General features: G+C 74.1%; 27 protein-coding genes and 2 pseudogenes. 14 read left to right on the forward strand and 15 right to left on the reverse strand.

All coding sequences use genetic code 11. The features are described from left to right. Positions 1 to 84 precede the first annotated feature (84 nt). Positions 85 to 906, reverse strand: coding sequence for a PhzF family phenazine biosynthesis protein (locus ACJ6WD_RS12795; protein WP_407615797.1), 822 nt, complete (start codon positions 904 to 906; stop codon positions 85 to 87). 189 nt (positions 907 to 1,095) lie between these two features. Here ACJ6WD_RS12795 and ACJ6WD_RS12800 point away from each other — a divergent pair, with 189 nt between their 5' ends. Continuing rightward, a complete protein-coding gene (locus ACJ6WD_RS12800) occupies positions 1,096 to 1,722 on the forward strand; it encodes a PadR family transcriptional regulator (RefSeq protein WP_407615798.1) in 627 nt (208 codons plus the stop codon). 49 nt (positions 1,723 to 1,771) lie between these two features. On the opposite strand, the gene ACJ6WD_RS12805 is transcribed toward ACJ6WD_RS12800, so the two are convergent. Further along, the gene (locus tag ACJ6WD_RS12805) at positions 1,772 to 2,200 is read right to left on the reverse strand and encodes an SRPBCC family protein (RefSeq protein ID WP_233659568.1); all 429 of its coding nucleotides are present in this window, start codon (positions 2,198 to 2,200) and stop codon (positions 1,772 to 1,774) included. 99 nt (positions 2,201 to 2,299) lie between these two features. Next, positions 2,300 to 2,572, reverse strand: a complete 273-nt coding sequence (locus tag ACJ6WD_RS12810) for a hypothetical protein (RefSeq protein WP_407615799.1) — start codon at positions 2,570 to 2,572, stop codon at positions 2,300 to 2,302. A gap of 287 nt (positions 2,573 to 2,859) precedes the next feature. Here ACJ6WD_RS12810 and ACJ6WD_RS12815 point away from each other — a divergent pair, with 287 nt between their 5' ends. The 3 genes from ACJ6WD_RS12815 (at position 2,860) to ACJ6WD_RS12825 (ending at position 5,790) form a co-directional block, all read left to right on the forward strand. Continuing rightward, positions 2,860 to 3,393, forward strand: coding sequence for a Clp protease N-terminal domain-containing protein (locus ACJ6WD_RS12815; protein ID WP_407615800.1), 534 nt, complete (start codon positions 2,860 to 2,862; stop codon positions 3,391 to 3,393). A 99-nt stretch (positions 3,394 to 3,492) separates the two neighbouring features. After that, a complete protein-coding gene (locus ACJ6WD_RS12820) occupies positions 3,493 to 4,653 on the forward strand; it encodes a DMT family transporter (protein ID WP_376447693.1) in 1,161 nt (386 codons plus the stop codon). Positions 4,654 to 4,830: 177 nt separating this feature from the next. Next, positions 4,831 to 5,790, forward strand: coding sequence for a DMT family transporter (locus ACJ6WD_RS12825; RefSeq protein WP_407615801.1), 960 nt, complete (start codon positions 4,831 to 4,833; stop codon positions 5,788 to 5,790). Here ACJ6WD_RS12825 and ACJ6WD_RS12830 read toward each other — a convergent pair. Beyond that, the gene (locus ACJ6WD_RS12830; RefSeq protein ID WP_376557633.1) at positions 5,787 to 6,590 is read right to left on the reverse strand and encodes a hypothetical protein; all 804 of its coding nucleotides are present in this window, start codon (positions 6,588 to 6,590) and stop codon (positions 5,787 to 5,789) included. The genes ACJ6WD_RS12825 and ACJ6WD_RS12830 overlap by 4 nt on opposite strands. A 165-nt stretch (positions 6,591 to 6,755) precedes the next feature. Here ACJ6WD_RS12830 and ACJ6WD_RS12835 point away from each other — a divergent pair, with 165 nt between their 5' ends. After that, on the forward strand, positions 6,756 to 7,391 hold the full coding sequence (locus ACJ6WD_RS12835; RefSeq protein WP_233659562.1) for a TetR/AcrR family transcriptional regulator: 636 nt from the start codon (positions 6,756 to 6,758) through the stop codon (positions 7,389 to 7,391). A 36-nt stretch (positions 7,392 to 7,427) separates the two neighbouring features. Here ACJ6WD_RS12835 and ACJ6WD_RS12840 read toward each other — a convergent pair whose 3' ends face one another. Then, positions 7,428 to 8,042 carry a helix-turn-helix domain-containing protein gene (locus ACJ6WD_RS12840; RefSeq protein ID WP_016574442.1) on the reverse strand — a complete coding sequence of 205 codons (615 nt, stop codon included), beginning with the start codon at positions 8,040 to 8,042 and terminating at the stop codon, positions 7,428 to 7,430. 83 nt (positions 8,043 to 8,125) lie between these two features. Here ACJ6WD_RS12840 and ACJ6WD_RS12845 point away from each other — a divergent pair, with 83 nt between their 5' ends. Further along, on the forward strand, positions 8,126 to 9,142 hold the full coding sequence (locus ACJ6WD_RS12845; protein WP_331250060.1) for an NAD(P)/FAD-dependent oxidoreductase: 1,017 nt from the start codon (positions 8,126 to 8,128) through the stop codon (positions 9,140 to 9,142). Between the two features lie 120 nt (positions 9,143 to 9,262). Here the strand turns inward: ACJ6WD_RS12845 and ACJ6WD_RS12850 are convergent. Both ACJ6WD_RS12850 and ACJ6WD_RS12855 read right to left on the reverse strand, forming a co-directional pair. Next, positions 9,263 to 9,367, reverse strand: a pseudogene (locus ACJ6WD_RS12850) (FMN-binding negative transcriptional regulator); the annotation flags it as partial. Between the two features lie 9 nt (positions 9,368 to 9,376). Then, positions 9,377 to 10,045 carry a pyridoxamine 5'-phosphate oxidase family protein gene (locus ACJ6WD_RS12855; protein ID WP_407615802.1) on the reverse strand — a complete coding sequence of 223 codons (669 nt, stop codon included), beginning with the start codon at positions 10,043 to 10,045 and terminating at the stop codon, positions 9,377 to 9,379. A 35-nt stretch (positions 10,046 to 10,080) separates the two neighbouring features. Here ACJ6WD_RS12855 and ACJ6WD_RS12860 point away from each other — a divergent pair, with 35 nt between their 5' ends. Further along, a complete protein-coding gene (locus tag ACJ6WD_RS12860) occupies positions 10,081 to 11,412 on the forward strand; it encodes an aminotransferase class I/II-fold pyridoxal phosphate-dependent enzyme (RefSeq protein WP_407615803.1) in 1,332 nt (443 codons plus the stop codon). Positions 11,413 to 11,642: 230 nt separating this feature from the next. Here ACJ6WD_RS12860 and ACJ6WD_RS12865 read toward each other — a convergent pair whose 3' ends face one another. Further along, a complete protein-coding gene (locus tag ACJ6WD_RS12865; protein WP_407615804.1) occupies positions 11,643 to 12,689 on the reverse strand; it encodes a DMT family transporter in 1,047 nt (348 codons plus the stop codon). A gap of 75 nt (positions 12,690 to 12,764) precedes the next feature. Here ACJ6WD_RS12865 and ACJ6WD_RS12870 point away from each other — a divergent pair, with 75 nt between their 5' ends. Further along, the gene (locus tag ACJ6WD_RS12870) at positions 12,765 to 13,742 is read left to right on the forward strand and encodes a LysR family transcriptional regulator (RefSeq protein WP_407615805.1); all 978 of its coding nucleotides are present in this window, start codon (positions 12,765 to 12,767) and stop codon (positions 13,740 to 13,742) included. A 194-nt stretch (positions 13,743 to 13,936) separates the two neighbouring features. On the opposite strand, the gene ACJ6WD_RS12875 is transcribed toward ACJ6WD_RS12870, so the two are convergent. The 3 genes from ACJ6WD_RS12875 to ACJ6WD_RS12885 form a co-directional block, all read right to left on the reverse strand. Then, positions 13,937 to 15,355 carry a carboxyl transferase domain-containing protein gene (locus ACJ6WD_RS12875; protein ID WP_407615806.1) on the reverse strand — a complete coding sequence of 473 codons (1,419 nt, stop codon included), beginning with the start codon at positions 15,353 to 15,355 and terminating at the stop codon, positions 13,937 to 13,939. Continuing rightward, positions 15,348 to 16,853: an acyl-CoA synthetase gene (locus tag ACJ6WD_RS12880; protein ID WP_407615807.1), complete on the reverse strand. Its 1,506-nt coding sequence runs from the start codon at positions 16,851 to 16,853 to the stop codon at positions 15,348 to 15,350. Before ACJ6WD_RS12880 ends, ACJ6WD_RS12875 begins: the two co-directional genes overlap by 8 nt. Before the next feature lie 230 nt (positions 16,854 to 17,083). Next, positions 17,084 to 17,602 (reverse strand): pyridoxamine 5'-phosphate oxidase family protein, encoded by a 519-nt coding sequence (locus ACJ6WD_RS12885; RefSeq protein ID WP_374206844.1) that lies wholly within the window; start codon positions 17,600 to 17,602, stop codon positions 17,084 to 17,086. A 185-nt stretch (positions 17,603 to 17,787) separates the two neighbouring features. Here ACJ6WD_RS12885 and ACJ6WD_RS12890 point away from each other — a divergent pair, with 185 nt between their 5' ends. After that, on the forward strand, positions 17,788 to 18,432 hold the full coding sequence (locus ACJ6WD_RS12890) for a cysteine hydrolase (protein ID WP_233659554.1): 645 nt from the start codon (positions 17,788 to 17,790) through the stop codon (positions 18,430 to 18,432). Positions 18,433 to 18,462: 30 nt separating this feature from the next. On the opposite strand, the gene ACJ6WD_RS12895 is transcribed toward ACJ6WD_RS12890, so the two are convergent. Then, positions 18,463 to 20,679 (reverse strand): alpha/beta fold hydrolase, encoded by a 2,217-nt coding sequence (locus ACJ6WD_RS12895; RefSeq protein ID WP_407615808.1) that lies wholly within the window; start codon positions 20,677 to 20,679, stop codon positions 18,463 to 18,465. 423 nt (positions 20,680 to 21,102) lie between these two features. After that, on the reverse strand, positions 21,103 to 21,447 hold the full coding sequence (locus ACJ6WD_RS12900; RefSeq protein ID WP_233659553.1) for a hypothetical protein: 345 nt from the start codon (positions 21,445 to 21,447) through the stop codon (positions 21,103 to 21,105). Between the two features lie 120 nt (positions 21,448 to 21,567). Here ACJ6WD_RS12900 and ACJ6WD_RS12905 point away from each other — a divergent pair. The 3 genes and pseudogenes from ACJ6WD_RS12905 to ACJ6WD_RS12915 form a co-directional block, all read left to right on the forward strand. Further along, positions 21,568 to 21,786, forward strand: a pseudogene (locus tag ACJ6WD_RS12905) (DNA-binding response regulator); the annotation flags it as partial. Positions 21,787 to 21,845: 59 nt separating this feature from the next. Then, positions 21,846 to 22,487, forward strand: a complete 642-nt coding sequence (locus ACJ6WD_RS12910) for a DUF3887 domain-containing protein (protein WP_016575093.1) — start codon at positions 21,846 to 21,848, stop codon at positions 22,485 to 22,487. A gap of 56 nt (positions 22,488 to 22,543) precedes the next feature. Next, positions 22,544 to 23,224: a PhzF family phenazine biosynthesis protein gene (locus ACJ6WD_RS12915; RefSeq protein ID WP_407615809.1), complete on the forward strand. Its 681-nt coding sequence runs from the start codon at positions 22,544 to 22,546 to the stop codon at positions 23,222 to 23,224. A 270-nt stretch (positions 23,225 to 23,494) separates the two neighbouring features. Here ACJ6WD_RS12915 and ACJ6WD_RS12920 read toward each other — a convergent pair whose 3' ends face one another. Beyond that, positions 23,495 to 24,151 (reverse strand): class I SAM-dependent methyltransferase, encoded by a 657-nt coding sequence (locus ACJ6WD_RS12920; RefSeq protein ID WP_407615810.1) that lies wholly within the window; start codon positions 24,149 to 24,151, stop codon positions 23,495 to 23,497. Positions 24,152 to 24,245: 94 nt separating this feature from the next. Continuing rightward, positions 24,246 to 24,860 (reverse strand): TetR/AcrR family transcriptional regulator, encoded by a 615-nt coding sequence (locus tag ACJ6WD_RS12925; RefSeq protein WP_233659550.1) that lies wholly within the window; start codon positions 24,858 to 24,860, stop codon positions 24,246 to 24,248. 107 nt (positions 24,861 to 24,967) lie between these two features. Between ACJ6WD_RS12925 and ACJ6WD_RS12930 the strand changes: the two genes are divergently transcribed. Together ACJ6WD_RS12930 and ACJ6WD_RS12935 are read left to right on the forward strand one after the other, a co-directional pair. Then, positions 24,968 to 25,678, forward strand: coding sequence for a nitroreductase (locus ACJ6WD_RS12930; RefSeq protein ID WP_233659549.1), 711 nt, complete (start codon positions 24,968 to 24,970; stop codon positions 25,676 to 25,678). 353 nt (positions 25,679 to 26,031) lie between these two features. Next, positions 26,032 to 26,616, forward strand: coding sequence for a TMEM165/GDT1 family protein (locus ACJ6WD_RS12935; protein WP_016575088.1), 585 nt, complete (start codon positions 26,032 to 26,034; stop codon positions 26,614 to 26,616). Positions 26,617 to 26,710 lie beyond the last annotated feature (94 nt).

Consider the following 26,710-nt stretch of genomic DNA (forward strand, 5'->3'; position numbering starts at 1 on the left):
GGCCCCCCGGGGGGGGGGGGGGGGGGGGGGGGGGGGGGGGGGGGGGCCGGGTGGCCCCCGCCCCGCACCGTTTCGGGAGCGCCGTCAGGGGGCGGCGAGCAGCTCGCCGTCGATGACGGTCACCGCCGAGCCGGTCAGCAGGGTGCGGTCGCCGCGCAGCACGGTCCGCACGTTTCCGGTCCGCGCGCCGCCCTGACGGCCGACCAGGGCCTCGCGGCCCAGGCGCGCCGACCAGAAGGGGGCGAGCGCGGTGTGCGCGCTGCCGGTCACCGGGTCCTCGTCGACGCCGACGGCGGGGAAGAAGCCGCGGGAGACGAAGTCGTAGCCGCCGGTGGGGTCTTCGGCGCGGGCGGTGGCGATCACGCCGCGACCGCCGTGCCGGGCGAGCAGGGCGAAGTCCGGTGCGAGGCCGTGGACGGCCTTCTCGTCGGCCAGCTCGACCAGGAGGTCGCCGACGTGGGGGCCGGTGTCGTGGGCGGAGCGGATCTCGACTCCGAGCGCCCGGGCGACGGCGTCCGGCACGTCCGTCGGGGTCAGCGGGGCGGTGGGGAAGTCCATGGTGAGCGAACCGTCGTCGTCCGCCGTGGTGATCAGCACGCCGCTGCGGGTGCGGAAGCGCACCGTCCCGGTGGCCGTGCCCGTGGTGTGCAGGACGTGTGCGGTGGCCAGGGTGGCGTGCCCGCACATGTCGACCTCGGTGGCGGGGGTGAGCCAGCGCAGCGCCCAGTCGGCGTCGCCGCCCGGGGGCAGCGGGTGGGCGAAGGCGGTTTCGGAGAGATTGACCTCGGCGGCCACGTGCTGGAGCCAGGCGTCCTCGGGGAACGCGGCGGAGTCGAGCAGGACGACCCCGGCGGGATTGCCGGCGAACGGGCGCTCGGAGAAGGCGTCGACGATGCGGATCCTCATGGCCGGAGCGTAGGTGCGGCGCAAAGTCGCAGGCCACGGCCAATCTTCGGGAACTGGCCCCGGAAAGCGCGAGGGGCTCTTGTTCGCCGAACGCTTCCGATATATCTTTGACGCATCGCGATCGGTCAACGATTGTGGACGATAGTACGTGCGTGAAGCACCCTCGATGAGGAAAGGGGGGACGTCACCATGCGTTCCCAGGGATACGAGTACGGCCCCGGGCACCGTCACGAGCACGGCGGCCCCGGCCGTCACGGCGGCCGCGGCGACTTCGGCGGCGGCTTCGAGCGGCGGCGGGCGGCCTTCGGCGGATTCGGCCCGCCGTTCGGGGGGCCGCCCTTCGGAGGCGGTCGGGGGCGCGGCGGGCCGCGGGGCCGGGCCCGGCGCGGCGACGTGCGCGCCTCGATACTGGCGCTGCTCAAGGACCGCCCGATGCACGGGTACGAGATGATCCAGGAGATCGCCGAGCGCAGCGGCGGGGCGTGGAAGCCCAGCCCGGGTTCGGTCTACCCCACCCTCCAACTGCTGGAGGACGAGGGGCTGATCGTCAGCTCCAGCGAGGGCGGCAAGAAGCTGTTCTCGCTGACCGAGGCCGGTCGCGCCGAGGCCGACGGCGGCTCCGACGCCCCCTGGGAGGACGCCGGCCGCGGCGTCGACTGGGAGGCCATGAACGAGATACGGAAGGCGGGCGGCGGCCTGGTCGAGGCGTTCCGCCAGGTGTGGGCCACCGGCAGCCCCGAGCAGCGGGAGAAGGCCATGGCGGTGGTCAACAAGGCCCGCAAGGAGCTGTACCTGATCCTCGCCGAGGAGGACTGAGGCGGTCGGTCGGGGCGGCGGTGCCGAGGGGCGCCGCCGCCCCGGGCGCTCAGGTCACCAGGCCGGCGAGCTTGCGCAGGGACTCCTCCAGCGCGGTGCTCGCCGAGTCCTTCAGCTTGGCCGCCATCAAGGAGACCGCGGCGCCGGTGAAGGTCCCGTCGATCCGGACCGTGGTGGCCCCGCCGTCGGGGGTCAACTGGTAGCGCATGGCGAGGTGGACGCCCATCGGGCCCTTGCCCTTGACGGCGAGCAGCCGGCCCGGTTCCAGTTCCTGGACGGTCCAGCTCACCTCCGCGGGGAAGCCCATGAGCTTCATGTTCTCCTCGTAGGTCGCGCCCGCTCGGAGGGGGTGCGGGCCGCCGTGCGGGAAGTTGGTGTGGGTGGCGTTCCACTGTCCGTAGGAGTCGAAGTCGGCGAGGCGGTCCCAGACCTTCTCGGCCGGTGCCTCGATCCGGGCCTGGGCGGTGACATCGGCCAGGCGAGCACCCTTCGGTGACGGTGTCCTGGCTGGTGCGCGGAACGTAGCCGCAGGGCGGCGAAGGTTCAAGAGCGACGGACCGACTTCGCTGATGGATCGTCAGCTCCGGGTGATGGCCGGCCGCGGCGGGCAGGCCAGCAGTCGGTCCACGTGGTGCCGGCGCAGCCCCCGTGCCGGATCCACCGGTAGCAGCAGCCGGTCCGGCCGTCGACGACTGCACCGCACCAGTCCGTCCGGCATCACGTCGTCGACCCAGGCGAACGGCCGCCGGCCCGCGTGGCGCAGCAGCGGCGCCCACTTCCGCGCCAGCAGGCTCTGGGGCCCCTCGAAGCGCGGGTCGTCCGGGCGGCTCCGGTAGCGGCTGAACTCCACGACCGGCAGTGCGGGCAGGTCCAGTGGGTGGGTGGCTGTGACGGTGGGTGGGTTCTATGGGGAAGGGACGAGCGGACGCCGGTCGTCGGTTGCCGTCGCGGGCCCGCCGATGTCGGGTCGGGCGAACAGGGGTGCGACCGTTTGTGGTGGGATGCCCGACCTTCATGATCTCTCCGCATATCCTCCGTAAGGATGAGATCGTGTGTCGGCCTCCCCAACCACGGTGGGATGTGCAAATGCTTCCCGCCGGGGATGCTCCGGCCTTACAGGACTGGTGGGGTGGGGCTGTGCAAAACCGTACTGCGTACAGCGGCGGGGAACGCCCCGCCCAGGAAGCCCCGGACAGTCAGCTCACCGTGGAGCTGGCGTCGGTCGTTTCCGCTGCCCGCAGGCGGGCCACCCGCGACGGCGACTGCCACGTCGACACCGCGCACCTGCTGCACGGGCTGCTGGAGTGGGACCCCGCGGTCCGCGAGGTCTTCGACGGCGGCCACCAGGTCGCCCGACTGCTCGGCTACCTCGTCCAACGCAGCATCGGCTACGGCCTCCAGTGGCACGGCACCGTCGAGGACTCCGGGGCGGTCCCCGTGGTCGCCGAGGGCGGCGTCCCCGGCTGGTCGCCCGCCGCGGCCGCCGCGATGGACGGCGCCCTCGACCGCGCGCACGCCCGCTACGCCACCCGCGCCGACTGCCTCGACCTGCTCGCCGCGCTGGTCGACGACCCCGAATCCCGGGCCGTCGAGGTCCTGCGCCGCGCCTCCGTCGACACCACCCGGCTCGCAGCCCGACTCGACGGCGAGCAGCGCCCGGGCCCGGACTGACCAGGGCGTCGCGCAGCACCCCGCCCCGACCGCGTTTCGCCTGGTGAGACAGGAGATTTGGGGGGTGACGCTGCTGACGCCGGCTGTCATGATGACCCGATGCACGCCTCATCGGGGAGCCCGGCGGCTCACACGACCGGCCCGGGCCCGGGAACGTCCGGGCCCAGCGGGACCCAGCAGTCCGTCACTCCCGGCCCGGCCGGCGGCCGGCGCACCGGACGCGGCGCCGGGCTCGGCCTCGCCCTGCTCTCCGCGCTGGCCTTCGGCGGCTCCGGAGTCGCGGCCAAGCCCCTGATAACCGCCGGCCTCGAACCGCTGCACGTGACCTGGCTGCGCGTCACCGGCGCCGCGCTGGTCATGCTCCCGGTCGCCTGGCGCCACCGGGACCTGCCCCGCCGCCGGCCGGCACTGCTCGCCGGCTTCGGACTGCTGGCCGTCGCCGGCGTCCAGGCCTGCTACTTCGCCGCGCTCTCCCGCATCCCCGTGGGCGTCGCACTGCTCATCGAGTACCTCGCCCCCGCCCTGGTCCTCGGCTGGGTGCGCTTCGTGCAGAAGCGCCCCGTCACCCGCGCCGCCGCCGTCGGCGTCGTGCTGGCCGTCGGCGGTCTGGCCTGCGTCGTCGAGGTGTGGAGCGGTCTCACCTTCGACGCCGTCGGGCTCGCCCTCGCGCTGGCCGCGGCCTGCTGCCAGGTCGGCTACTTCGTCCTCTCGGACCACGGCGGCGACGGCGCCGACGGCACGGCGCCGGACCCCCTGGGCGTCATCGCCTACGGACTGTTGATCGGCGCGGTCGTCCTCACCGTCATCGCCCGCCCCTGGGGCATGCACTGGTCGGTGCTGGGCGGCACCGCCGACATGAACGGCACCCAGGTGCCGGCCCTGCTGCTCCTGGCCTGGATCGTGCTGGTCGCCACCGTCACCGCCTACCTCACCGGCGTGGTGTCGATCCGACGGCTCTCCCCGCAGGTCGCCGGGGTCGTCGCCTGCCTGGAAGCGGTGATCGCCACGGTGCTCGCCTGGGTCCTGCTCGGCGAACACCTCTCCGCGCCGCAGATCGCCGGCGGCGCGGTCGTCCTGATCGGCGCGTTCATCGCCCAGTCGGCCAAACCGCACAGCGAGCCGGGGAAGACCGGCACCCGCACCGTGGCCAGCGGCGGAACGCCCTCCAAGGACGCCGAGGAGACCCGCAACGGGCCGCGGAACGACGACGCCGCGGCACCCGCCGGCGACGGCTTGTCGACCGGTTCCCCCGCCACATAGGCTGACGATCGTGCATTCGACCGTGCTGCCCCCTCCCGCCGCGTAAGGCGGGCGGCGGCCACCCAGGAAATCCCGGCCCGGGCAACTCCCGAGCCGGTCGACGCTGCCCGCACACGGGATCACGCGACCACACCGCGGCGCACCGCGCCGTCCTGGATTTCCCGGAGCACACCTCCCATGCACAGCACACCCCACTCCGCCCTGCCCGTGGGCCGCGGACTCGCCTACGTCTCGCTCGCCGCCACCGCCTGGGGCACCGCCGGCGCGGCCGCCGCCCTCCTCTACCGCGGCAGCGGACTCGGCCCCCTCGCCCTCACCTTCTGGCGCACCTTCGGCGGCCTGCTGCTCCTGCTCGCCGTACGCGCGGTGCGCCGCAACCGCACCCGCGCCGCCGACGCCGGCCGACTTCCGGCCGAACCGTCGCGTCGCCGCGCGGTGCGGGTCGCGGTCACCGGCATCGCCCTCGCCGCCTTCCAGGCCGCCTACTTCGCCGCCGTCGAGACCACCGGTCTGGCCGTCGGCACCGTCATCACCATGGGCGCCGGCCCCGTCCTCATCGCCGTCGGGGCGCGCCTGACCATGGGCGAACGGCTCGGCGCCGGCGGGGCGTTGGCCGTCGGCGGGGCGCTCGGCGGGCTGCTGATCCTCGTCCTCGGCGGTGCCGGCGCCGCCACCGTCCGCCCGCTCGGTGTCGGCTACGCCCTGCTCTCCGCGGCCGCCTGCGCGGTGATGACCCTCGCCACCCGCCGCTTCGGCCGGGGCGGCGGCAGCGACCCGTACGCCTCGACCCTCAGCGCGTTCGCGGTCGGGGCGCTGTGCCTGCTGCCGCTCGCCGCGGTCGAGGGCCTGTGGCCGCACCTGCACGACCTGGGCCGCAGCCTGGTCCTGCTCGGCTACATCGCCGCCGTCCCGACGGCCCTCGCCTACGGCCTGTACTTCGCCGGACTGGCCGTCGTCCGGGCCGCGACCGCCTCCGTGCTCTCCCTGATCGAACCGGTGTCGGCGGCGGCCCTCGCGGTGCTGTTCCTCGGCGAGCGGCTCACCACGGCGACGGCGGTCGGCACCGCCGTGCTGCTCACGGCCGTCGCGGCGCTCGCCGTGACCGAGGCGCGCGGCGGCGGCCGCCGAGTCGGCTAGGGCGCTTCCGCGGGGTCGGGGGCGGGGTCGGATGAGCCCTGGTCGCGGGGCGGCTGGTCCTGCGGGACCAGCCGCCAGAACTGCCGCTTGTCCTTGTCCCGGACGACGACGCCCAGCCGGGCGAGTTCGGCCCGCAGTTCGCGGGCGTCGTCGGCCGTGTCCGACTTGCCGAGGGCCCGCTCGCGCGCGGTGAACAGGGCATTCGCGCCGACCGGCAGATTCGGGGTGTCGGGGACCCAGCGCCGGAACTCGTCGTCGTGCGGATCGCCGTCCGCCCAGGCGTAGCCGTGCGCGCGAAAGGCCCCGGCCAGCCGCTCGGCGTCCAGGGTGCAGCCCTCCCGCGCGAGTTCGGCGGAGTCCCGACCGAGCAGGACCAACTCCTTGCGGTCCCGGAACGCCAGGTGGACCGTCGCGCGCGGGAGGGCGACCGGCTTCGCCCGCCGGGTGAGGACCACCTCGTCGTCGGCGACCGTGACGGCGAGTTCGTCGTGCTGTCCGAACAGCGCCACCGCCAGGCCGACCGCCGCGCCCACCGTCAGCAGGCCGATCGTCAGCCAGGGCTCCGGGATCGCGGTCAACAGCCTGGCCGGGCCCTGCCAGGGCGCGTGCTCCAGCGTCACCAGCCACTTCGCCAGCAGCCGCACGAGCCACCCGAGGCCGGCACCGGCCGCCGCGAACGCCACGCAGACGGCGACCACGAGCGCGGGCGGGTCGGCAAGGACCGTGGGCGGGGTCGGCTGCCCGGACTGCGGGCCGGGGCCCTCGGGGCGCCCGGTGGGCTGCGGCTTCTCGATGTCCATGAGCGGATCCCCCTGTGCGGAACGTGGACCGTGCCCCGCAATAATAAACCGAGTACGCGGTCTATTATTGCGACCGTGGCCGGTCCGGGCGCCCCGCGCGACGGCAACGGGCCACCGGGCGCAGCGATCCGGACGCGCACGTCACGGGAGAGAGGCGACAGCGGCATGAGGAAGGTCGACCCGGCCAAGCACCGGGCCCGGCGTCAGTACATCCTGCACGCCGCGGCCCAACTCTTCGCCGCCAAGGGCTTCGAGCGCACCACCACGGCGGAGATCTGCAAGGCGGCCGGCATGAGTTCCGGCAACCTCTTCCACTACTTCCCCAACAAGCGCGCCCTCTTCCACGCCCTCTTCGAGGACGACGGTGCGGACGACGGCGAGAGCAAGGCCGAGCGGCTCGCCCGGGCCCAGGCGAGCGACGACCCCTGGGCGGCCCTCCTGGACGTCGTGGAACTCCTCACCGCCGACGCCATGAACCCCGTCGCCCCGGCGCTGGTCATGGAAGCCGTCGTGCAGGCCCACCGCGACCCCGAACTCGACGCCCTGCTCGGCCGGGACAACGCCCAGGAGCACACCGCCGTCGCGACCCTGCTCGCCAAGGCCGCCGCCGCCGGCCAGATCGACCCCGCACTCGATCCGCACGACGCCGCCGCCTGGGTGCTCGCCCTGATCGGCTCGCTCTACACCAGCGCGGCCACCGATCCGGCGTTCCGCCCCGCGGAACAGCTCCCGGTCCTCCGCCTGATCCTCCAGCGCTTCCTCCAGGCCCCACCGCTCGACGCACACCCGCCACGGGCGTGACCGCACCACCCCAGGACGGATCCGGCACCCGTCGGATCAGCGGTCGTCCGCATCCGCCCCGCGCGACCGGGGCTTGGCCCGCACGTGCATCCGCTCCCCCTGCCGACCGAAGAGGCTGAGCACCTCCACCGGCCCCTCGCCGGTACTCCCGAACCAGTGCGGCAACCGGGTGTCGAACTCCGCCGCCTCGCCCGCCCCCATGACCAGATCACGGTCGGCCAACACCAGTCGCAGCCGCCCGGCCAGCACGTACAGCCACTCGTACCCCTCGTGCGTACAGGGATCGGGCGTGCTCCGGTGCGGCGGAATGACCATCTTGAACGTCTGCAGCGGACCCGGGTGACGGGTCAGCGGCAGCACCGTGGCGCCGTGCAGGTGCCGCGGTTTGAGCCGGACCCGCGGATCCCCCACCTCCGGAGCCCCGACCAACTCGTCCAACGGCACCTGGTGCGCCTGCGCGATCGGCAGCAACAACTCCAGACTCGGACGGCGCTGCCCGGACTCCAGACGGGACAAGGTGCTCTTGGAAATCCCGGTGGCCTCCGCCAACGCGGACAACGTGACGCCCTGCTCCGTCCGCAACCGCTTCAGACGCGGACCGACCTCGGCGAGGGCCTGGGAAATGGCAGCTGAGTTCTCCACACCGCCCATTGCACCGCAGCGTTCCCGGTTTCGGCAACAAGGATTGCTGTTCCTGCGATGCATCGCGCACGCTGCGAGCGGAGGTGATCGCGATGAGCGAGACGAACAACGGCCCCGACGACGGGGCGCAGGACCCCGGGCACCGCGCCCCCGCGCAGCACGCCGACCATCCGGGCCGCGAGGGGGAATGGGACGTCGTGGTCGTCGGAGCCGGCGCGGCCGGACTGAACGCGGCCCTGGTGCTGGCCCGCGCCCGGCGCCGGGTGGTGGTGATCGACGGCGGCGCGCCCCGCAACGCACCGGCCGACCGGATGCACGGCTTCCTCTCCCGGGACGGCATGCCACCGACCGCCCTCCTGGAGGTCGGCCGCGCCGAACTCGCCACCTACGGAGCCGCACTGCTCACCGGCCGGGTCGACGAGATCACCCCGGCCCTCGGCGTACGCCTCGCCGACGGGCCCGAACTCCGCGCCCGCCGCGTCCTGGTGGCCACCGGCCTGCGCGACGAACTCCCCGACATCCCCGGCCTACGGGAACGCTGGGGCCGGGACCTGCTGCACTGCCCCTACTGCCACGGCTACGAGGTCCGTGACCAGCCGCTCGGCGTGCTCGGCACCGGCCCCGGCGCGGTCCACCACGCACTGCTGCTGCGGCAGTGGTCGCCCGACGTCGTGCTGTTCCCGCACCACGGCGAACCGACCGACGACGAACGCGAGCGGCTCACGGCACGCGGCGTGCGGATCGTCGGGGGCACCGTCGCCCGCCTGCTGACCGAGGACGACCGGCTGCGCGGCGTCGAACTGGCCGACGGGCGCGTCGTGCCGCGCACCGCGGTCTTCGTGCAGCCCCGGATGGTGCCGCACGACGCCCTGCTCACCGCACTGGGCTGCGCGCGCGACGAAGCCGGCTGGGTGATCACCGACGCCGCGGGCCGGACCGACGTACCCGGGGTGTGGGCCGCGGGCAACGTGGTCGATCCGCGGGCGCAGGTGGTGACGGCCGCCGGAATGGGCGCGGCCGCCGCCTTCGCCCTCAACCTCGACCTGGTGACGGAGGAGGTCGAGCGGGCGGTGGCGGAGCAGCGGGCACGGACGGGGACCGGTCGCTGAACCGTCGGCGCCAGCCGTCGGACGGCGTCCCTGGCCGTGGGGCACTGGAACTCCGGTTCCGCGGTTCGTCGTCGCGGCCCGTCGGCCGGGGGAGGACGCCTACCCCTGGCCCGTCATCCCCTCACCGGCGGCGCCGTTGACCGCGAGCTGCCCGAAGTCGTGGGCGGCGAGCCACTCCTGCCACTCGGCGTCGTCGGTGGGCGCGTCCCAAGGGTGGATGAGCATCGGCGTTCCTCAGCGGGCGGAGAGGTAGTCCGGCGCGGCGATGGTGGGGGCGAGGTCGTCGGCCGCTATCGGCGCGCCGTACGCGGCGGCCACGGGCAGGACGCCGCTCCAGTGGGGGAGTGCGAGGTCCTCGGGCTCGTCGTTGGGGCCGCCGGTGCGGACCTTCGCGGAGACCTCGCGCAGATCGAGGCGGAGCACGGCGGTGGCGGCCAGCTCCTTGGCGTTGGCGGGCCGGGAGTCCGCGGCGCGACCGGGCAGGACGTGATCGACGAGGGCGTCCAGGGCGGACTTCTTCTCGTCCTCGTCGGTGACCTGGTGGGCGGTGCCGTGGACGACGACGCTGCGGTAGTTGATGGAGTGGTGGAACGCGGACCTGGCGAGGACCAGGCCGTCGACGTGGGTCACCGTGACGCAGACCGCGAGGCCGGGGTCCGCGCTCCGCCCACCGGCCATCCGCAGCGGGCGGGAGCCGGTCGAGCCGTGCACGTAGAGGCGGTCGCCGACCCGGCCGTACAGCGTCGGCAGGACGACCGGCGCGCCGTCGCGCACGAAGCCGAGGTGGCAGACGTAGCCCTCGTCGAGGATCGCGTGCACCGTCGCCTCGTCATAGCTGGCGCGCTCCCGGGCCCGGGTGGGGACGGTGCGCTCCGTCGCGGCGAACGACTTTCCCTCAGCCATTGCGAACTCCATTGCACTAGTACATAATCAACTTTGTGCTAGGAGAGTATCGGATCGAAGGGCGGCGCGCATCGGAGATTGCCGCAAGCGTGGAGCGAGCCATCGGTGCCGGCGACCTCCAACCAGGCGAAGTGCTGCCCCCGCTCAGGGAGTTGGCGCTCCATCTGGAGGTGAACCCCAACACCGTCGCGGCCGCGTACCGCACGCTGCGCGACCGCGGAGTGATCGAAACGTCAGGTCGACGCGGCAGCCGCGTCCGCCCCCGGCCCGCCACCACCCCGCGCGAGGCACTGCGAGCAGTCGCACCGGCCGGCGTACGCAACGTCGCCGACGGCAACCCCGACCCCGCCCTGCTGCCCCCGCTGGAGCAGGCCCTGGTCGAGGCCGCCGCCCGCAACGCCCGACGCCCCGCCCTCTACGGCATGCCCGCCATCGACGACGACCTCGAAGCGCTCGCCCGCGCGGCCTTCACCCGCGACGGCGTGCCGGACGGCCCCCTCGCCGTCGCCAGCGGATCGCTCGACGCCATCGAGCGCGTCCTCGCCGCACACCTACGGCCCGGAGACTCCGTGGCGGTCGAGGACCCCGGCTGGGGCAGCCTGCTCGACCTCATCCCCGCCCTCGGACTGCGCCCCGTACCCGTCGGCGTGGACGACGACGGACCGATCCCCGAACGCCTGGCGGCTGCGCTCAACGGCGGAGCGCGCGCCGTCGTCGTCACCGACCGCGCGCAGAACCCCACCGGCGCCGCGGTCAGCGCCACCCGCGCCGCCGAACTCCGCGCCCTGCTGGCCCGGCACCCCGCGGTGCTCCTCATCGAGGACGACCACGGTCACGGCATAGTCGACCTGCCACTGCACCCGCTCTCCGGCGTCACCGACCACTGGGTGCTCATCCGCTCCACGGCCAAGGCATACGGGCCCGACCTGCGCCTCGCGGCCCTCACCGGCGACTCCGTCACCATCGACCGCGTCCGCGGCCGGCAACGCCTCGGACCGGGCTGGGTCAGCCACCTGATCCAACACGCGGTCGTCCACCTCTGGCGAACGTCCGCCATCGACCCCAAGGCCGTTGCGGCCGCGTACGGCGAGCGACGCGACGCCCTGATGAGCGCCCTCGCGGAACGCGGAGTGCCGGCGCGCGGCCGCAGCGGGATGAACGTCTGGGTACCGGTCCCGGACGAGACCACCGCGGTGGCCCTGCTCGTGCACGCCGGCTGGGCCGTCGCCCCCGGCGCCCGCTTCCGCATGCAGTCCCCACAAGGCATCCGCATCACCGTCTCCGGCCTCACCGCCGCCGACATCAACTCCCTGGCTGACGCGGTCGCCGAGGCCACGGGGGTGCGGGAGGCGCGGAGGTATGAGTGAGGGCGTCCGGGGGGTGAGGGGCGGGTGATTGGTCCCATGAGGTGGGTTGGGCGGGCGAGTGCCGAGGGGGCCGGCGTGGCGCTGGGCTCGGGGAGCGGCAGGCCCTGAGGGTCTCGGGGCGGGGGTGCGCGTCGGCGGCTTCGGTGGGGCTGCCGGCTCGCCGTCGGCTGGGGCCTTGGCGCGGGCTCGCGGTGGGGCCGGGAGCGGGGTGGTCGCGGGGGCTACTACGACTACGGGGTGCGGGGCTTGCTCTGGGTGAGGGCGGCGCCGGCCAGGACGATGAGGGCGCCCAGCGGGGTGTTCCAGGTGAGGTGCTCGTTGAGGAGCGCCACGCCGGACGCGGTGGCGATGACGGGGATGAAGTAGGTGACCATCTGCGCGGTGGTCGGCCCGACCTCCGCGACCAGCCCGTACTGGAGGAGGAAGGCGACGCCGGTGCCCAGGGCGCCCAGGGCGAAGACGGCGAGCAGGGGGACGAGCGGGAACGACGTCGGCAGCGGCGTGAACAGCGCCGTGACCACCGCGAGTTGGGCCGTGGCGAGCAGCAGTTGCGCGCTGGACATGGCGAGGTGCGAGTGCTGGTCCCGGGCGAGGGTGCGGCGGACGTAGATCCAGCCGACGGGGTAGCTGAGCGAGGCGCCCAGCGCCATGGCGGTGCCCGTGAGGTCGGTGCCGGAGAAGCCCTGCCAGGCGCCGAGGACGGTGAGCACGCCGAGGAAGCCGATGCCGAGCCCGGCGACGCGGCGGCGGGTGGGCCGGTCCTCCGAGAGGGCCACGACCGACAGCGCCATGCCCCACAGCGGCGAGGTGGCGTTGCAGATGCTGGCCAGGGTCGAGGGGATCGTCAGCTCGGAGTAGGCGAAGAGCGAGAACGGAAGCGCGTTGAGCAGGAACGCGGCGACCGTGAGATGGCCCCAGGTCCGGGCCGAGCGCGGGAGCCGTTCCCGCTTGATCGCGAGGAACACCAGCAGCACCAGCGCGCCGAACGCCACTCGGCCCAGCGTGACCTGTAGCGGGGCGAACCCCTCGGTGCCCACCTTGATGAACAGGAAGCTGAAGCCCCAGACCAGGCAGAGGACGGCGAAGCGGAACCGCCAGGCGACCGTGCGGCGTGCGGGCCGGTCCTGGGAGGGGGTGACGGCCGACGTGCTGGTGGGTGAGGTGGTTGATGTGGGTGCGGGTGCGGGTGCGGGTGCGGGTGTGGGGCTGGGGGCGAGGCCGGGTGCCGATACATCGGGGGAGGTGGGGGGCGCGGCGGGCGCGTCGGTGGTGCTCATGGCATCTAAGATGCCGGGATTCAAATTCTTAGCACAAGCGAGAATTAATGGCAGATACCGCTTAGCATTGCTTATATGTTGAACCTTGATCGACTGCGGACGCTGTCCGCGATCGCCCGACACGGTTCGGTCAGTGCGGCCGCCGAAGGGCTGCACGTGACGACCTCGGCGGTCTCCCAGCAGATCGCCAAGCTGGAACGCGAGACGGGGCAGCAACTGCTGGCGAAGAACGGGCGAGGGATCCGGCTGACCGATGCCGGCCGCCTGCTGGCCGATCATGCGGCTCGGATCCTGTCCCAGGTGGAGCTGGCGCAGGCCGACCTGGAGGCTCATCGCGGTCAGCCGGTGGGGGAGTTGAGGATGGGGGCGTTTCCGACCGCGGCGCGCGGACTGTTCCCGTCGGCGCTCGCCGCGCTGCGTGCCGAACACCCACAGCTCCGCCCACGATTGCGGGAAATCGAGCCGGACGATTCGGTGCGTGGCGTGGTGCGCGGCGACCTCGACGTGGCCGTCGTACTGGACTGGTACAACCGCCCGTTGTCGCTGCCCGACGGGTTGGCGAAGGCGCCGTTGCTCGACGATCCGTCCGATGTGGCCATGCCGTCGGACCATCCCTTGGCCGGGCGCCAGTTCGTGGAGTTGGAGGAGTTCGCGGACGACGAGTGGATCTCCTGGCCGCAGGCGGAGTTCTGCCACGACTGGTTGGTGTTCACCCTGCGCGGCAAGGGCGTGGAACCCCGCATCGCGCACATGGCGGAGGAGCACCACACCCAACTCGCCCTGATCGCAGCGGGGTTGGGCGTCGCGGTAGCGCCACGGCTGGGGCGTGGGCCGGTTCCGGACGGGGTGAGTGTGGTGCCCGTGCGGCATCCCATGCGGCGGCACGTCTATGCCATCTGGCGGGCGGACGCCGATCGTAGGCCGTCGATCCGGGCGGCCGTGGTGGCGTTGCAGAAGGCGGGGGAGGCCGTGGAGGCGATGGACGCGGGGGCGGAGACGGGGGCGGGGACGGGGGGCGAGGGTGGTCGGCCTCGGGGTGGGGGCGATGGGTGAGGGGTTAGGGGTGAGGGGTGAGGGGGTGGGCGTGGGGTTGGGGGTGAGGGATGTTGCTCTGGCTTTTCCCTCTCCCCCCGCCCCGCCCCCTCCCCCCTGCCCTCCCCCTCCCCGCGCCTTCCGCGCCCTTGTTCCGCCTGCCCCCGCCCCGCCCGATCCCGACTTGCCCTGACCCACGCGCCCCGCGACGCGCCTCACCCCTCTCCGGCCGGCTCTGGTTCGGTGATGTTTCGGATGATTCCCAGTTCCAGCAAGTCCTGTGGGCGGATGTGGAGTTGGTCGGCGGTGTGGTGGATGTCGTCCGGGCCGCGTTTGAGGATGGCGGCGGCCATTTCCGGGGCGATGACGGAGAAATAGCTGTCGGGGGTGGCCCACAGGTGGTTCGGGGCGGCCAGGGCCAGGGCGCCGCCCGAGCCGCCTTCGCCGATGAGGAGCGAGGTGACGGGGACGTGGGCGGCGGCGAGCGCGGCGAACGTGTCGGCGATGGCCGCGCCGGCGCCGGCGCGCTCGGCCTCCGCGTCGTTGGCGGCGCCCGGTGTGTCCACGAGGGTGAGGACCGGGATGCCGAGTCGGTCCGCGAGTCGTATCAGTCTGGTCGCGGTGCGGAATCCGGCCGGGCGGGTTGCCGTGCCGCACTGGGCCGCGAAGGCGATGGTGCGGCCGTCGCGGTGGCCGAATCCGCAGCGCATGCCGGGGTCGCGTCCGCCGCACCGGTCGCCGCTGATCTCCTCCCAGTCGTCGAAGTACGCCTGGAGGTACGCCTCGGCGCGGGGGCGCCCGGTGTCGCGGGCCCGGCCGACCGCGTCCCAACCGGTCTCCGGGAGGTGGGTGGTGCCCAGGGCGAAGGGCACGGGGGCCGGGCGGGGTGGTGCGGTCGGTGGTGGGCCGGCGGTGTTGAGGAGACGGAGCCAGCGTCGGAGGGTGGTGCGGAGGGCGTCGGCGGGGACGACGGCGTCGACCTGGCCGGCCGCGAACTGTCCCTCGGCGGAGTAGGCGTGCGGATCGGCGTCCGGCGGGCGGACCCGTGAGCCGGCGAAGCCGACCTGGGCCTTGGGGAGCGCGAGGATCACATCGGCCCCGGCGCCCAGGGTCGCCCATCCGCCGCCTGTGGTCGGGTCGCGGACCACCGCGATCTGCGGTAGCCCGGCGGCGCGGTTCAGCGCCGACTGTCGGGCCACCCGCTGGAGTTGGGACAGCGCCCGCATCCCTTCCTGCATCCGACTGCCGCCGGTGGCGATGAGGGAGACGAGGGGGAGGCGGCGCTCGCGGGCCTTCGCGTAGGCGGCCTCCAGCCGGTCGCCGGTGCGTTCGCCGAGGGAACCGCCGAGGAAGCCGAACTCGAAGGCGAGCACCACTGCTTCGGCGCCGCCGAGGGTGGCGAGCGCGGTGACCACCGACTCGTCCTCGCCGGTCCGGTCGCGGGCGCGCTGCCGGGCGGTGTCGTAGCCGTGCCAGCCGAGCGGGCCGTCGGGCGGGGGGAGCTGGGCGGGCGGGGTGCCTGCGGTGCCGGGGGTGAGCTCAATGGCGGTGTCGGTGACGGCTGCGATGGCTTGGCGGGCCGTCAGGCGGAGGCTGGGCGGGGGAGCCGCGTCCCGCGGTGGCTGCTCATGCATCGCCGGCTCCTGCCGGGGGTGCCGCGGCGCGCAGGTCCCGCTTGAGGATCTTGCCCATGTCGTTGCGGGGGAGGGCGTCGAGGAAGTGGACGATGCGTGGCCGCTTGTGTGGGGCCAGTTGGCCGGCGACGTGGTCGGCCAACTCCTGGGCGGAGGGCGGCTGGCCGGTGTCGGCGCCGGTTTCGGGCACGACCCAGGCGACGATCCGTTCGCCCAGGTCCTCGTCGGGCTCGCCGGTGACGGCTGCCTCGGCGACTCCCGGGTGGGCCAGCAGGGCGTTCTCGATCTCGCCGGCGCCGATCTTGTAGCCGCCGCTCTTGATGAGGTCGGTGGCCTTGCGGCCCACGATCCGGTAGTTGCCGCCGGGGTCCCGTACGGCCATGTCGCCGGTGCGGAACCAGCCGCCGTCGAACGCCGCGGCGGTGGCGTCGGGGCGGTTGAGGTACTCGGAGAAGAGGTTGGGGCCCCGCACCTGGATCTCGCCGACCGTTTCGCCGTCGCTCTCCTCGACGGCCTGGCCCGCGTCGTCGACGAGGCGCACGTAGACCCCGGGGAGGGGGACGCCGACCGTGCCGGTGGCGTCGGGGCCGTCCGCGCGGACGCTGGTGTTCATCAGCGTCTCGGTCATGCCGTAGCGTTCGATCACGCGGCGGCCGGTGGCGGCGGTGAGCCGCTGGTGGTCGGTGAGGGGGAGCGCGGCGGAACCGGAGACCAGGAGTCGGGCTCGGCCCAGGGCCTTGGCGAGGGTGGGGTTCTGCTCGGCGTCGAGGGCGAGTCGGTGGTACATCGTCGGGACGCCGAAGAGCATCGTGCCGTCCGCGGACAGTTCGCGGGCGACCGCCTCGGTGCTGAAGCGGCCCAGGTGGTGCACGCTGCCGCCGCGGCGCAGCGGGCCGAGGACGCCGAGGATCAGGCCGTGGACGTGGAACAGCGGCAGGGCGTGGACCAGTACGTCGTCGGCCGTCCACTGCCAGGCGTCCTCCAGCGCGTCGAGGGTCCGGGCAAGGGCGCGCCGGGGGAGGACGACGCCCTTGGGCGGGCCGGTCGTCCCGGAGGTGTAGACGATCAGTGCCGGGGCTTCGTCGCCCGGCTCCACGGGCAGCGGGCCGGGCACCGGCGCGTCGGCGGACGGGGTGGCTTCGACGTCGATGCGGGGGAGCGCGGCCAGGGGGTCCGGCAGGGTGGTGCCTGGCTCGGCCAGGACCAGAGCGGGGGCGCTGTCCGTCACGATGTGGGTGAGCTCGCGCTCGCCGATCTTCGGATTGATCGGTACCGCGGCCACGCCGGCGAGCAGTGCGGCGACCACTGCCACGGACGTCTCCAGCGTCGGCGTCGCCCAGACCGCCAGCCGGGGCATGCCGCCCGGGGTGAGGCGGTCGATGCGCTCGGCGAGCGGGCCGGCCACCGCGGCCAGTTGGCCGTAGTCCAGGGCGCGGTCGCCGAAGCGCAGCGCGGGTGTGGGCGAGCCGTCGCGCAGGGCGGGGAAGAGCACGTTCACCGGGTCTCCTTCGGTCGTGTCGGCTGCCGGCGCAGGTGGGCCGGAGCTGTCCCGATCCCGCACGCGCCGCCGCGCGGAACGGGCTGACGAAGACCACTTTCGCAGAGACCGTCGACGTTGTGATCGACGCGCGGTCCGCCTGTGGATAACTCGGCTCGCGCGGCGGGCCGGGGTGTTGCGTCCGGGCGTCCGGGCGTCCCGGCGGCCGCGCGAGGCGGGGTGCCGTGCGCTCAGCTCGGGATCTTGCGGAAGTCCCAGGACACCACCGACTCGGGCGTCAGGCGCAGCCAGGCGTGCCGCCCGTCGTGCGGCATCTGTGCGAGGCCGAAGTTCTTCTCCGCGAACGACCTTTCCGGAGCCTCCAGTTCCGGGCAGGGTTCGCCCGTGCGCGGTGCCTCGCCGACGCGTTCCGCGCGGCCGGTGAGTTCGACGCCGCGCAGTTCGCCGTACTCCTGCCCGTCGTCCACGACCACCGCGATCCGCGGGTCCTTGCGCAGCTGCGCCCACCGCTTGCTGCGGGTGATCGAGTACAGCCAGAGGGCCGTCCCGTCCCAGACGAACCACAGTGCGCCCACGTGCGGGGTCCCGTCCGGGCCGACGGTGGCGACCCGGCAGGTGCGTTGCGCGGCCAGGAAGGCGTCCAGCTCCGTCGGGGTCATCATGATCCGCCGGCCGCGGCGCTGGGGCGTGGCCTCCGGGGGTGGGTCGGCAGTCGTGAGCGTGTCGGCCGTGCGCGGTGCCTCGGTCATCCTCGCCGCCCTTCATCGTTTCTGATGGAGTGTCAGAAATGGGGTGCCAGAAATCATGGGGGCTCTTCCTGCCGAACGCAATGGTCGATACCCTCGCGCCTCCCGGCCCGCCGCCCCGGCGCGCGCCCGAACCCGCGCACGCCGCGACGCCATCCGTAGCGGGCCTTCCGCAGAGGGGAACGCCGATGCCTTCGGACAGCCGGCTCGTCGAGCAACTGGACCCGGCCACGACGGTGCTGCTCACCGTCGAATGCCAGCGCGGTGTGGTCGGCCCCGACAGCGCCCTACCGGAACTCGCCGACGTCGCCCGCACCTCGGGGGCGCTGCGGCGGATCGCCCACCTGGTGGCTGCGGCCCACGACGCCGGTGTCCAGGTGCTGCACGCGATCGCCGAACGCCGCCCGGACGGCCGCGGCGCCAGCCGCAACGCCCGGCTCTTCCGCGCCGCCGAGCGGCTGCCGGTGCGGCAGACCACCGGGTCCACCGCGGTACGCGTCGCCGACCCGATACCGGTGTCGCAAGCGGACCTGGTGGTGCGCAGGCTGCACGGCCTCTCCCCGCTCGCCGGCACCGACGTGGACGCCCTGCTGCGCAACCTCGGGTGCCGCACGCTGGTCGTCACCGGGGTCTCGGCGAACGTGGCGATCCCCAACGCCGTGTTCGACGCGGTCAACCTCGGCTACACCGCGGTCGTTCCGGCGGACGCCATCGCGGGGGTGCCCGCCGACTACACTCCCGCGATGGTCCGCAACACCCTGTCCCTGGTGGCCACGGTCACGACCACCGAGGACGTCCTCGCCTGCTGGCGGCACCCCCGACGCGCCCGCTGATCACGCGCCGGGAGTGGCACGGATCAGCGCTCAGCCACCGCTCGCACCGTGCTCCGGGGCGGGCAGCGCCTCCTGGAGGAAGTCCCGTTGCGCGCGCAGCAGGTTGGCGTTGACGGCGTCGTCGGCGGGCAGGTGCGTGGCGCCCGGCAGCGGCAGCACGGTGTGCGGTCGGCCCGCCGCCAGCAGTTCCGCGGAGAACCGCAGGGTGTGCGCCACGGCGACGTTGTCGTCCGCCAGCCCGTGGACGAGCATCAGCGGGCGGCGCAGCAGGTGGCCCTTGCCCACCAGGGAGCAGCGCGCGTAGTTCTCCGGGACCTCCGCGGGATGGCCCAGGAACCGCTCCTTCCAGTGGGTGTCGTACAGCCGCATGTCGGTGGGCGGGGCGCCGGCGACCGCCGCGTGGAAGACGTCCGGATGGTGCAGCACGGCCGCCGCGGCCAGGAACCCGCCGAACGACCAGCCGCGGATCGCCACCCTCCCCAGGTCCAGGTCCGCGAAGCGCTCCCCGGCCGCCCGCAACGCGTCCACCTGGTCGGCCAACGCGGGCCCCAACTGGTCGCCGTGCACCGCCTTCTCCCACCGCGGCCCCCGCCCCGGAGTGCCCCGCCCGTCCGCCACCAGGACCGCGAACCCCTGCTCCGCGAACCACTGGGACACGCAACCGCTCCACCCCCGCGCCCGTACGGCGAGCTGCAACGCCGGCCCGCCGTACGGGTCGAGCAGCACCGGCAGCTTCCCGGTGCCCGGCCGGTGCCAGGACGGGAAGTACAGCACCGCCCGCAACTGGCGCTCGCCCAGGCGGAGGTGCGTCTGCCGGGGAACGACCAGAGGCTCCTCGGCGAGCGAGGCGATGGCCCCAGGGGACCGCCGCACCGGTCCGTCGTCGTCCCCGAGGACGTGCACCGCGTGGCCCTGCTGCGTCAGCCCCGCCAGGACGGTCGTCCCCCCGCGTGACGTGCCGGTCCATACACCGGGCTCCGCACTCAGCCGACGGCACCCGACACCGGGCTCGTGGCGCCAGACGTGCGTCTCCGTGGGGTCCTCGCTCGCGGTGAACAGCACCCGCTCGCCCTCGACCCCCAGGACCGCCCGCAGTTGCAGCCCCTCGGGCGTGACCCGCCGCCCGTCCACGGTCAGCCGGCGGGTGTCACCGTCGTCCTCGGGGAGCACCAGGGCACCGGAGGCCGTCCGGGCCGGAGTGCCGGGCACCAGCTCCACCCAGGCGGGATCGGTCCGCTCGTGCCGCACCTCGGTGGCGCCGCTCGCCGGATCGACCGCGAGCGTCCGCAGGACCCGCTGGTCCCGGCTCTGCACGGCCACGAACGGGCCGTGCGCGTCCCAACCCGCGTCGACGACGTACTCGTACGCCGCACGGTCCCAGGACACTTCGGTGCGGCCGCCGTCCAGGGAGAGCAGGTGCAGCGTCACCTCCGCGTTGGCGGTGCCGGCCGACGGGTAGCGGATCACCTGCGGCGGCCGGCTCGGGTCCGCCGGATCGCTGAGGTAGCGCCGTGCCACGGGTGAGGTGTCGACGCGCGCCACCAGGAGGCCGCGGCCGTCAGGCGCCCACCAGTAGCCGCGCGAACGGTCCATCGACTCGGCGGCGACGTACTCGGCGAGCCCGTAGGACACCTCCGGGCCCTCCGGGCGGGCCAGTTGCCGGTCGTCGCCGTCCAGCGCGACGACGTGCAGGGCGCGACCGCTCACGTAGGCGACGTGCCGTCCGTCCGGCGACGGCCGCGGATCGACCACCGGACCGGCCGCCGGCACGGCGAACGGCGCACCGCCGTCCGTCCGCACCGCCCACAGCGCGCCGGACAGCGCGAACGCCACCAGCCCGACCGCGGCGTCGGTCGCGTACCCCACCACCCCGACGGAACGCTCGCGGGCCCGCTCGCGCCGCAGCCGCTCCTCCTCGGGGACGACCTCCGTACCCCCGCCCACCAGGAGCACCGGATCGGCCAACAGCCTTTCCTCTCCGGCCTCGTACTGCCACAGCCGCCCTACGGGATCGTCGCCGGACCCGGTGCGCACGAACAGCGCCCGGCGCCCGTCCGGCGAGAGCGTGAACTGCCGCGGCACACCGAGGGAGAAGCGCCGGGTGCGCGCGAACTGCTCGGGGAAGCGGTCGGAGTCCCCGGTGCCGGTGCCGGTGCCGGTGCCGGTGTCGGTGTCGGTGTCGGTGTCGGTGTCGGGGCTGGCGTCGGCGCCGGGGGTGCGGGCGAGGTCGTCGGTTCGTCGTTTCACGGTGGTCGTCCTCCAAGGGGTGGGACGGGACGGTGGGCGCAGACCGGGACGGGAGCGCCGCTACGGGCCCGTTGACCGGGGCTGACTGTCTGGAGTGCTTGCTGCGTGCTCGTGGTGCGCCGGATCGCCCGACGCGCTCCGTGAGCCTGGTGTGCCTGAAGTGGCGGGTGCCTGGTGGTGCGCTCGACGTGCAGAGTGTGCGCACGCCACGGGACGGTTTCGCCAGGTGCGGGCACCAGGTGCCCGGCCACAGCACCGCGTTGCGGCGTCATGGGGACGCGGCGACCGGTGGATTCGTCGTCCTGCCGGGCGGCTGCGCGGTGACGACGGCGCCCTGTGGCGATCGCAGCGGCGACGGCGGACAGGGCCAGCGGATCATAGCGGGTCGCGGCCGGTCGCCGCCCGGCGGGTCGACGGACTGCCTCACCGACCGCCGACGGGTCCCCGCGGCGGCCGGACGGCGAGCCGGGCGCACAGGGCGGCGAGCGGCAGTTCGGCCGCGACGGCCATGGCCACCGCGGCGGCCAACTCCGGCCCCGGCGCGGCGGTGGCGAGGTCGAGGCAGGCGTCGGCGAGGAGGAGCACGGCCGCGGCCGCCGCGGGCGCACGGTGGCGGGGGTCGGCGCGCAGCAGGCGGGTGCCGGCGGTGAGCAGGGCGGCGGCCTCCAGCGCGTCGAGGGCGACCCAGGCCGCCGCCTCGGCGGGCGGCAGGATGCCGGCCAGGTAGCCGCGCCACGGCAACAGGGCGAGGCCACAGGCGGCGAGCACCCGGCCCTGGCAGCGGCCCGCGCGGCCGTGCCGGGCCGATCGACCGAGGCCGGTGCCGGCACCGGCCTCGGCGCCCCTCGTTGCGCAACGTCCGCCGTCCGCACCGGGAGTGAAGGCGAGGACACCGCCGTGCTGATGCTGTCCCAGTACGTCGAGGAACGCTACGCCGCCGAACTGCTCGCGGCGAACACCAGCGGCGTCGGCTACCTCCTCAAGCAACGCGTGGCCGACGTCGAGGAGTTCATCGAGGCGCTGCGCCGGGTCGCGGCCGGCGGCACCGCCCTGGACCCCCAGGTGGTGGCGCAGTTGCTGGTGCGGCGCCCCAGCGACCCGTTGGAGCCCGGGAGGTCGTAAAGGATTCCTTGACGCCGGTCGGGCTGTAAAGGCATCCTTTACGTGTGTCGGACGTGACGGAACCCTCGATGCCCCTCAACGCCCTCAGTGCCCTGCTGGCCGAACAGGGCACGGCCCTGGCCGCGGAGGTGGCGCGCAGCCCGTTGGCGCCGCCCGCCTACCTGGAACTGGTCCGGCGCTCGCGCGACGTCGACAAGCTGGCGGAACAGGTGCTCAAGCTGTGCGTGCAGCAGTGCCGGGACGCCGGCCACACCTGGCAGGAGATCGGCGACCTGCTCGGCGTCACCCGCCAAGCCGCCTTCCAGCGGTTCGGCAAGCCCCTCGACCCCCGAACGGGAGAACCCATGGACAAGACCGTGCACCTGGCCGACGCCGCGGAACGCGCCGTCCAGATCGTCACCGATGTACTGGAGGGCCGCATGGACGAGGCCCGGAAGACCTTCAACTCCCAGGTCCTGGAGGCGTTCACCGACGAGGTCCGGGGCGACGGACTGGCCACGGTCGCCGGCATGGTCGGCGCGTTCGAGGGCTTCGGCGAGGGCGAGCCGTTCGTCCGCCGCATCGGCGACCACACGGTCGTCGACATCCCGCTGCGCTACGAGGCCGGCGACATGAAGGCCCGGGTCGCCTTCGACGCGGACGAGAAGGTCGCCGGGCTCGTCATCATCCCGCCGGACGCCGCGTAGCCCGCACCGCACCGACGCCCGACCGGTCGCCGTCCGGGTCGTGCTTGACTGCCGGCATGATTGCCTTCGAAACGCTACGGGTCTTCTGCGGCGCCGACGGCCGCCACGGCAACGCCCTCGCAGTCGTGCGGGACGGGGTCGCGATCCCCGAGGAGGGCGACCGGCTGATGGCCGCCCGACGGCTCGGCTTCAGCGAGACGGTCTTCGTCGACGACGCCGCCCGAGGCGTCATCGACATCTACACCCCCACCGCGCGGATGCCGTTCGCCGGCCATCCGTGCGTGGGGGCGGCCTGGCTGCTCGGACCGGCCCAACTGAGCACACCCGCCGGAACGGTGCGGGTGCGGCGGGACGGGGAGTTCACCTGGATCACCGCGCCGGCCGCCTGGTCGACCGGGCGGACGCTGCGCCGGTACGACTCGGCGGCGGAGGTGGCGGCGCTCGCCGTGCCGCCGCCCGGTGAGTGGATCTACGCCTGGGCCTGGCAGGACGAGGCGGCCGGTCGGGTGCGGACCCGCGCCTTCCCCGGCCGCGGCGACGGCATCGACGAGGACGAGGCCACCGGAGCCGCGGCCATGCGACTGACGGCCCACCTGGGACGCGACCTGACGATCCAGCAAGGCAAGGGGTCGCAGATCGTGACGACGGTCGGCCCGGACGGAACGATCGGCATCGGCGGACGGGTGCGGAGCGTCGCCGGTGCACAGCCCCTCCCCGACGGCCCGAACGCGTCCTGAGCGGAGCCGCGTTCGCGGTGCGGCGCCTCGACCGCGTCGGCCCGCCGAACCGCCCGGCGGCGGGCGGCCGGTCTGTCGCGAGCGGGCTCCGGGATGGCAGCATCGGCGGCGGGGGCCGATCGGCGCACGGGGTCCGGCACGGGCGGACCGCCCCCGACCGCCGGCCGTCGTCGTCCCGTTCGTCCCCGACGTCCCCGCCGTCCTCGATGCGTCCGATGCGTTCGGCGGGCGGGGGGCCGGGCGCGCCCGCGCGGCGGCCTTGACGTGTGCTCAGTCGTTCCGCCACACCAGCGTGTACCGCCAGAACAGCCGCCGGCGCAGCCCGGCGCCGGGCAGGACGGCGCGGGCCGCGCGGACGACGTCGGGGAAGGACATCTCCGCCGGGCGGGTCCGGGCGGTCATCGAGACCGGTGCGGGCGCCGCGCGGCCGCCGTTCTTGAGCCAGCCGACGGCGGGGTTGAGCGGACTGGAGACGGCCGCGAGCAGGTGGTCGACGACAGTGGCGGGGCGGGACAGGCCGACCAGTACGAGGGTGCCGCCCGGCGCCAGGTGCCGGCGGAACACCGTCAACGCCTCGACGAACGGCAGGTGGTGGACGACGGCGACGCACGTGACGACGTCGTAGGTCCGGTCGGGGAGCCCGGTCAGGGCGTCTTCGGTGGCGAACGTCACCGGTGCTCCGGGCGGGGTCAGCCCGCGCGCCCGGGCGGTGATCGTCGGGTCGGCGTCCACGCCGTGCACCGCGTCGGCGCGGGTGGCCAGCAGCCGGGCCAGGTCGCCGCTGCCGGAGCCGACGTCCAGGGCCGCCGCGAAGCGCCGGGGGAGCCGTCGCAGGATCCAGCGGTGGTAGTGGGCGTTGTGGTCCCAGGGGTGGGCGGCGTTGAACCGTTCGAGGGCCCGAAGGGCGCGGTGCGGCAGCGGGGTCATGCCGCCACTCCACCAGATGCCCGATGCCGCCGGCGCCACCGGCGGCGGCGGCTGCCGACGACGCCCCGGGCGACCGGGGCGGGCGCGCGGCCGCCTACCGTCCGGCCTGCCGCTCCCGCGCGACCCGGGCCAGCGCGTGCGCGAGGAGGGTCTCGGCGGCGGCGCGTGCGTGCCTGCCGTAGTCCGGCTCGTTCAACACCATGGCGCGGCTGGCCGCGCCGTCCGCGAGGGTGACCAACTGCTCGGCGAGCGCCTCGGGTTCGGGGCAGCCCAGTTCCGTCACGAGCGTGGTGACCAGCCGCACCATCAGCAGCTTCTGCTCTCGGGCGTAGGCGTGGATCGGGCTCTGCGGATCGGGGAACTCCGCCGCGGCGTCGATGAACGGGCAGCCGCGCACCGAAGGCGCCTCCGCATCGGGCTGCTCGAAGAGCCGGAGGATCCGCTCCCGAGGGCTGAGTTCCTCCAGGGTCAGTACGCCCTCCAGGGTCTTCCCCGACGATGCGAGCGTCTGCAGGTGGGCGATCACGAGGTCGCTCTTGGTGCGGAAGTGGGCGTAGAGCGTCCGCTTGGACACCGGTGCCTCCTCCGCGACCTGTTCCATCCCGGTCGCGGTGATGCCCTGCTGCGCGAACAGCCGGCCGGCGGCCACCAGGATGCGCTCCCGCGCGCCCCGCCCCCGCCGCTGTGTCGTCTCCTCGGTCGCACCCATGCGGCAAGTATACGCCTGCGTTTACTTTCGGCGTGGCGTGTGGGTAAGGTCGCTCCGTAGTGAGGTAAACGAATTCGTTTACTTAGTTCTTCGTCAAGGAGTGCGTCATGAAGCGTGCGGGGTGCCTGAGGGATCCGGCCGGTCCTCCGGAGACGAGCGGCCAGGTGGAGCGGCTGATCCGCGGCCGGCATGCGGTGCGCGCGTTCCGGCCCGACGCCGTGCCCGGGGAGACGATGCGTGCGATCTTCTCGCTCGCCGGCTCCGCGCCGTCCAACTCCAACACCCAGCCGTGGCGGGTGGCGGTGGCCAGCGGTGCGGCGCGTGAGCGGCTGGCCGACTCCCTCCAGGCCGCCCACGCCGCGAACCGCACCTCCGTGGACTTCCCGTACGACGAGGGCGCGTACGCACCGGCGCAACTGCGGCGGCGATCCGCGTTCGGCGCGCAGCTCTACGGCGCGCTGGGCATCGACCGCGACGACCACCCGGCGCGCGCCGCGTACGACGCCGAGAGCCTGCGGTTCTACGGCGCACCGCACGTCGCGTTCCTCTTCGTCGCCGACCGGGCCGACGCACGCCTGGCCGCGGACGTCGGCGCCTACCTCCAGACATTGCTGCTGGCGATGGCCGGGTACGGCGTGGACAGCTGTCCACAGGGGCTGCTGAGCTTCTACGCCGACACGGTGCGCGGCGAACTCGGCATCGAGGCCGGCAAGTTGCTGGTCGGCGTCTCGTTCGGCTACGCGGACGGCAGCGCACCGGTGAACCGCCTCAGCACCGGGCGGGCCGCACTGGAGGCGACCACGACGTTCCACGGATAGCGCCGGCCGCCGGGCCGGGCGTCACGCGCGGACCGGGCCGCCGGCCCGGGCCGCGCGTGACGGGCGCCACCCGGCACCGGCCGCACCCCGCCCATACCCACCCTTTACACTGGGCGTGGCGAAGGGGAGTAGTCCCGAAACACCGCTGGTCGACACACTGGATGCCCCACGGGGCAACCCGGCCACCGGGCCGGCCGCGCAGGAGGGCCGGCGGACGAGACCTTCGGCCACGGCATGACCTGGCCTGCGCAAACGGCGCGGGCCACACCAGCATGCCGGGCCGGAAGGGTTCTCCCGTCACCTCGCTGGGTGTCGTACGAGCCGGCGGCCCGGCCCCAGCAGAAAGCACCCGGATGACCCTCGACCCCCTGGCGATCGTCACCGCCTTCGGGCTGATCTTCCTCGCCGAACTCCCCGACAAGACCATGTTCGCCTCGCTGGCGATGGGCACCCGCATGCGCCCGCTGTACGTGTGGTTCGGCACCTCCACCGCGTTCCTCGTCCACGTCGCCCTCGCCGTCGGTGCCGGCAGCCTGATCGGTCTGCTGCCCACCATGGCGGTGAAGCTCGTCTCCGCCGCCCTGTTCGTGTTCGGGGCGTTCGTCCTGCTGCGCAACGGTGGCGACGACGACGAGGACGAAGCGGGCAGCAAGACCGTCACCGGGTTCTGGCCCGTCTACGGCACCGCCTTCATGGCCGTCTTCATCAGCGAGTGGGGCGACCTCACGCAGATCACCACCGCCAACCTCGCCGCCACCAACGGTTGGTTGCCCACCGCCATAGGGTCGGCCGCGGCCCTGATGTCCGTCTCCGCGCTCGCGCTGGTCGTGGGCCGGTTCATCGCCAAGCGCGTCCCGCTGAAGACCGTGCAGCGCATCGGCGGCATCTGCATGGCCGTCCTGGCCGTCTGGACCCTGATCGAAGCCTTCACGGGCTGACTCGGGAGCCCCCCCCGCCAGGCAACGGGCCCGGCCCCCCGACGCGTCGGGAGGCCGGGCCCGTTGCGGACGTCGCCCATGACGTCCGCGGGGT

The sequence above is a fragment of the Streptomyces sp. VTCC 41912 genome, assembly GCF_045799175.1.
Taxonomy (GTDB): domain Bacteria; phylum Actinomycetota; class Actinomycetes; order Streptomycetales; family Streptomycetaceae; genus Streptomyces; species Streptomyces albulus_C.